Raw genomic sequence first — 6,577 nt, 5'->3', positions numbered from 1 at the left:
TGGAATTGCTAGAGTAGTAAGCGGAAAGTGACAATAGCCCCCCTTACAGGGGGCATTCTCAAAAGCCACCTTCTAAGAAGGTGGTCTTTTACTTTGTGCCAGTCTGAATTTTTCGGGGCCCAGCTCGTAATGCTTTATGCGTAAAATGTAACGCTGTAAAAACTTACCAGCCGGTGCCGCAACAGCGTAATCACTTTCAAGACACTGCAACTGCAACGCCGCATACTTCCTGTGCAACAAGGAGGTGTGCATGACCTTACCCGCGCTCAGCGCCTGTATTATAGCCGGCATTTTGCCACTGCTGTGGTTGCCTGCATTACCGGATATCCGACTTGTCTGGTGGGTACTGGCTTTGGGGTGTCTGTTCGCGTACAGCCAAAAGCCGGTGGTGCGTTACTGCGGGTTCACACTCCTGTTCTTTGTTTGGGGGATCCTCGCCGCACAGCAAACCCTCTGGCCGACCCAACATCTGTCAGGTGGTAATCGCCATGTTGAGGTGATACTCACCGAAACCGACAACATGACCCGCCATCAGGGGAAAATTCTCCGTCTGGATGGCGTACCCCTTTACCCTGCGCCCGGCATTACTTTTTACGGGGAGTATCTTCCCCGGCAGACGTGTAGCGGGCAACGCTGGGCGATGACGATTCGTGCTCGTCCGGTGCACGGGCAGCTTAACGAAGGTGGTTTTGACTCCCAACGTTATGCTCTGGCATCCCATCAACCTTTAAGCGGGCGGATCATTCATGCCCGAATACTGGACGCACGTTGTAGCTGGCGCGCCGGGTATCTGCAATCGTTGACGGAACGGCTGGTTCCATACGCCTGGCAGCCAGTCATCCTGGCTTTGGGAATGGGCGAGCGCTCGGCGCTGAACAGTGACGTGAAAAACGCGATGCGCCAAACCGGCACGGCGCATCTGATGGCGATCTCCGGGTTGCATATCGCACTTGCGTCTATGCTGGTGTGGCTTATCGTACGCGCTGTGCAGTTTTTCCTTCCCGTCCGTTGGATTGATTGGCGGTTGCCGTTGCTCTTAAGCGTGGGCGGCGCGATTGGCTATGCATGGCTGACGGGGTTACAACCTCCGGCTCTACGCACGGCGGTGGCGTTAAGCGTCTGGGCTGCGTTGAGACTTTCGGGGCGTCTGTGGTCGCCCTGGCAGGTATGGCTATGCTGTGTGGCGGCTATTTTGTTTACCGATCCGCTTGCCGTTCTCTCTGACAGCCTGTGGTTATCTGCTTTTGCGGTGGCTTCGTTACTGTTTTGGTATCAGTGGCTCCCCATTCCTGGTACAGACCTGCGCGGGTGGGTGAGGGGCTGCATTAACCTTGTCTATCTGCAGGCCGGTATGACACTGCTGCTTTTGCCAATCCAGTTGTCGATATTCCACGGCATCAGCCTCACTTCTCTGGTGGCGAACCTGGCAGCTATCCCGTTGGTTACCTTCGTGGCCGTACCCTTCATTCTGTTGGGGATGGTGCTGCATCTAACCGGGCCTTCAATAATGGAGACGGTCTGTTGGTATGTCGCGGATAACACGCTGGAAATACTCTTCAGTTTTTTACGTTGGCTCCCTCCGGGCTGGTTAAATGTTGACATGCGCTGGCAGTGGCTGGCATGGGTACCCTGGTGCACGTTGATGGCCTGGCGTTTGAACCTGTGGCGTACTATGCCCGCGGTTTGCCTGGCATGTCTGGTGATATTGGCTTTTCCATTCTGGCGAAGTGAGCGGAGCGGGGAGTGGTCAGTACACATGCTGGATGTCGGGCATGGGCTTGCTCTGGTGATTGAACGTGACGGTAAAGCGATCCTTTATGATACTGGCTCGGCTTGGCCGGGTGGCGACAGCGGGCAGCAGTTAATTATCCCGTGGTTGCGCTGGCATGCGCTTGAGCCTGAAGGCGTTATTCTGAGTCATGAACATTTGGATCATCGTGGAGGACTGAACAGCTTACTGAATAACTGGCCAGGGATGTGGGTGCGAAGCCCGTTAGGCTGGGCGGGACATCATCCCTGTTTCCGTGGTGAAAAATGGCAGTGGCAAGGGTTAAATTTCAGCGTTCACTGGCCGCTGCAAGGCTCAACGGCCCAGGGTAATAACCGTTCATGCGTGGTGAGGGTAGATGATGGTCAGAACAGTATTTTGCTGACTGGTGATATTGAGGCACAAGGGGAGATGGCGATGCTGAGTCATTATTGGGAACATCTTGCTTCCACACTGGTGCAGGTACCCCATCATGGGAGCAATACCTCATCAACGCTGCCTTTTATCCAACGCATCGGTGGTAACGCTGCGCTGGCGTCGGCTTCACGCTATAACGCCTGGCGCTTACCCTCGGCAAAAGTGACGACACGCTACCGCCAACAAGGCTATCGCTGGTTTGATACTGCCCACCAGGGGCAGACAACGATCGCTTTCTCAGCGCAGGGCTGGGAAATCCATAGCTTACGAGATCAACTTTTACCTCGTTGGTATCATCAGTGGTTTGGCGTCCCCAGCGATAACAGGTAGAATATGCGGCTATTTCAACAAGTGCTGGTTTTTTGAATGCAGAACGATAAAGATCTCTCCACGTGGCAGACTTTCCGCCGACTTTGGCCAACCATTGCGCCTTTCAAAGCGGGTCTGATCGTGTCGGGGATAGCGTTAATCCTCAACGCAGCCAGCGATACTTTTATGCTATCGCTGCTCAAACCGTTACTGGATGATGGTTTTGGTAAAACGGACCGTTCAGTGCTGCTGTGGATGCCGCTGGTGGTTATCGGGCTGATGATCCTACGTGGTATCACCAGTTATATCTCCAGCTACTGTATTTCCTGGGTTTCCGGAAAAGTAGTAATGACCATGCGCCGCCGTTTGTTCGGCCACATGATGGGGATGCCTGTTTCCTTCTTTGACAAACAGTCTACGGGGACGTTGCTGTCACGAATTACTTACGATTCCGAACAGGTTGCGTCCTCTTCTTCCAGTGCGTTGATCACAGTGGTGCGCGAAGGTGCGTCGATCATCGGCCTGTTTATTATGATGTTTTGGTATAGCTGGCAACTGTCGGTGATCCTGATTGTGCTGGCACCTATTGTGTCGTTTGCTATTCGCGTGGTGTCCAAACGCTTCCGCAACATCAGTAAAAACATGCAAAACACCATGGGGCAGGTGACCACCAGTGCGGAGCAAATGCTGAAAGGGCATAAAGAAGTGCTGATGTTTGGTGGTCAGCAAGTAGAAACGAGTCGTTTCGATAAAGTCAGCAACAAGATGCGCCTGCAAGGGATGAAAATGGTATCAGCCTCGTCCATTTCAGACCCGATCATTCAGCTTATTGCTTCTCTTGCTTTGGCATTTGTGCTCTATGCCGCGAGCTTCCCGAGCGTGATGGATACGCTGACGGCCGGTACGATCACCGTGGTGTTCTCTTCGATGATTGCGCTGATGCGCCCGCTGAAATCCTTGACTAACGTCAACGCTCAATTCCAGCGCGGTATGGCTGCCTGCCAGACCTTGTTCGCCATCCTCGATAGCGAGCAGGAAAAAGATGAAGGCACTCGTGTGATTGAACGCGCCCGCGGGGATATCGAATTCCGCAATGTCACGTTCACGTATCCGGGACGGGAAACGCCCGCGCTGCGCAATATCAATCTGACAATCCCTGCGGGGAAAACCGTTGCATTGGTGGGGCGTTCTGGCTCCGGTAAATCGACGATGGCCAGCCTGATCACGCGTTTTTATGATATCGACGAAGGTCAAATCCTGATGGATGGCCACGATCTGCGTGAGTACAAACTCTCTTCACTGCGCGATCAGGTGGCGCTGGTGTCGCAAAATGTCCATTTGTTTAACGACACCGTTGCTAACAACATCGCCTATGCGCGTACCGAAGAGTACAGCCGCGAAGAGATTGAGCAAGCTGCGAAGATGGCTTATGCCCTCGACTTTATCAATAAAATGGATCAAGGCCTGGATACGATCATCGGTGAAAACGGTGTATTGCTCTCTGGCGGTCAGCGTCAGCGTATCGCGATTGCCCGCGCGTTGTTGCGTGACAGCCCAATCCTGATCCTTGATGAAGCGACCTCCGCGCTGGATACCGAGTCTGAACGGGCTATTCAGGCGGCGTTAAACGAGCTGCAAAAAAACCGTACTTCTATGGTTATTGCTCACCGGCTTTCGACCATTGAGAAAGCGGATGAGATTGTTGTGGTAGAGGATGGTCGCATCGTTGAACGCGGTAGCCATACCGAATTGTTGGCGCAGCGTGGCGTCTATGCGCAGCTTCATAAGATGCAGTTTGGCGAATGATTGCACGCATCTGGTCCGGTGAATCGCCGCTGTGGCGGTTGCTGTTGCCGCTCTCCTGGCTCTATGGCCTGGTGAGTGGTGTCATCCGTCTTGCCTATCGTCTGGGCCTGAAGCAAGCCTGGCGCGCACCGGTTCCGGTGGTTGTGGTGGGTAATCTGACCGCCGGCGGCAATGGTAAAACACCGGTGGTCATCTGGCTCGTGGAACAGTTGCAGCAGCGTGGCATTCGTGTTGGCGTGGTTTCGCGTGGCTATGGTGGCAAAGCGGATCGCTATCCTCTTTTATTAACGCCAACTACTGCTACGACACAGGCCGGGGACGAGCCGGTGTTGATCTATCAGCGCACGGGGGTGCCGGTTGCCGTCTCGCCTGTACGGGCCGAAGCTGTGAAAGCGATTCTGGCGCAGCATCCGGTGCAACTTATTGTTACGGATGATGGTTTGCAGCACTACCGGCTTGCCCGCGATATGGAAATTGTGGTCATTGATGGCGTCAGGCGCTTCGGCAATGGCTGGTGGTTGCCTGCCGGGCCGATGCGCGAACGCGCATCACGTCTGAAAACAGTCAATGCCATCATCACCAATGGTGGAGTGGCAAAGCACGGTGAAATCCCGATGCGTCTGCAGCCTGGGATGGCTATCAACCTGCGTACCGGTGAGCGCCGTGACGTCCACGAACTGAAGCATGTGGTGGCGATGGCGGGTATTGGTCATCCCCCCCGTTTTTTTACCACCCTGACTGAGAGCGGCGTAACGCTGGAGAAGACGGTAGCACTGGCCGATCATCAGGCGCTCACCCATAATGATGTCCACGCACTGGTGAAACCCGGGCAGACATTAGTCATGACCGAGAAAGATGCCGTTAAGTGCCGTGCTTTTGCCGAAGACAATTGGTGGTATTTGCCTGTAGACGCACAACTGGACGGCGAACAGGCGGAGAAATTATTGCAGGAATTGCTCACTCTGGCGCGCTGACGACTGTTGCATCGGCTGCGCCCTGTTGACTTAACAGGAACTCCCATGTCTGTGCCGCACCTTTCACTGACCGCCGCCCGTCATCTGCATCTCGCCGCCCAGGGGCTATTACGTAAACCCTCGCGGCGCGCCAGACCTGCAGATATCCTCACCACGATTCAGCGTATGTCGCTGTTGCAAATTGATACCATCAACATTGTTGCTCGCAGCCCTTATCTGGTCCTGTTCAGCCGCCTGGGTCATTATCCGCCGCACTGGCTGGATGATGCCCTGAAAAACGGCGAGTTGATGGAATATTGGGCGCATGAAGCCTGTTTTTTACCGCGTGAGGATTTTGCGCTGATGCGCCACCGCATGCTGTCACCGGGTAACATGGGATGGAAATACCGCCAGGCATGGATGGACGAGCATGCGGACGAAATCGCGCAGCTTATTGCACATATCCGGCAAAATGGCCCGGTACGTTCGGCGGATTTCGAACATCCCCGCAAAGGCACCAGCGGCTGGTGGGAGTGGAAACCCCACAAACGCCATCTCGAAGGGCTCTTTACCGCCGGGCAAGTAATGGTGGTTGAGCGCCGGAATTTTCAGCGTGTTTATGATTTAACTCATCGGGTCATGCCGCACTGGGATGATACGCGCGACCTGTTACCACAAGCCGAAGCCGAATATCGCATGCTGGAGAATAGTGCGCGTAGCCTGGGGATTTTTCGTGCTCAGTGGCTGGCAGATTACTATCGCCTGCGTCAACCTGCGTTGCCCATCCTGCTGGAGCGGTTACAGGCCGCGCAACAGATCTACCCCGTCAACATTGAGCGCATTGGTCCGGCATGGCTGCACGCATCGCTGTTGCCGCTTTTAGAGCAGGCCGAGGCCGATAAACTGCGGGCCACGCACAGTGCGGTGCTTTCGCCGTTTGACCCGGTGGTTTGGGATCGTAAACGAGCAGAACAGCTGTTTGATTTCAGCTATCGACTGGAGTGCTATACCCCTGCGCCAAAACGGCAATACGGCTATTTTGTTCTGCCGCTGCTGCATCGCGGTCGGCTTGTCGGGCGTATGGATGCCAAAATGCACCGTAAAGAAGGGATACTGGAGGTTATTGCGCTCTATCTTGAAGCGGGGGTGAAACCGACTGATGCTCTGGAAAAGGGGCTGCAGGCTGCAATAACTGATTTTGCCCGTTGGCAGGGCGCGCAGCGGGTCACCTTTTCCCGTCTGCCGGAAGGGCTCTTTTTGGCATTGCGCGCTGGTCTGGAAACAGGCGCGGTGTAAGAGTTGAATATGTTAAGCTTAACCCGTT

General features: G+C 54.6%; 4 protein-coding genes. All 4 read left to right on the top strand.

Going from position 1 to position 6,577, the window contains the following annotated elements:
- The first annotated feature begins 250 nt into the window (after positions 1-250).
- From GA0061071_RS17330 to GA0061071_RS17315, 4 genes are read left to right on the top strand one after another with little or no spacing between them, the layout of a single operon-like run.
- Positions 251-2,515 carry a ComEC family protein gene (locus GA0061071_RS17330; protein WP_088236588.1) on the top strand — a complete coding sequence of 755 codons (2,265 nt, stop codon included), beginning with the start codon at positions 251-253 and terminating at the stop codon, positions 2,513-2,515.
- 36 nt (positions 2,516-2,551) lie between these two features.
- Entirely contained in the window at positions 2,552-4,300 is a 1,749-nt protein-coding gene (gene msbA, locus GA0061071_RS17325) for a lipid A ABC transporter ATP-binding protein/permease MsbA (RefSeq protein ID WP_088236587.1), read from the top strand.
- Entirely contained in the window at positions 4,297-5,274 is a 978-nt protein-coding gene (gene lpxK, locus GA0061071_RS17320; RefSeq protein WP_088236586.1) for a tetraacyldisaccharide 4'-kinase, read from the top strand. Before msbA ends, lpxK begins: the two co-directional genes overlap by 4 nt.
- 45 nt (positions 5,275-5,319) lie before the next feature.
- Positions 5,320-6,549 (top strand): winged helix-turn-helix domain-containing protein, encoded by a 1,230-nt coding sequence (locus tag GA0061071_RS17315; RefSeq protein WP_088236585.1) that lies wholly within the window; start codon positions 5,320-5,322, stop codon positions 6,547-6,549.
- Positions 6,550-6,577 lie beyond the last annotated feature (28 nt).

The sequence above is a fragment of the Kosakonia oryzendophytica genome, from assembly GCF_900094925.1.
Classification (GTDB): Bacteria; Pseudomonadota; Gammaproteobacteria; order Enterobacterales; family Enterobacteriaceae; genus Kosakonia; species Kosakonia oryzendophytica.
Note: the sequence above shows the minus strand (reverse complement) of the source record. Positions and strands in the feature narration are given on the sequence as shown.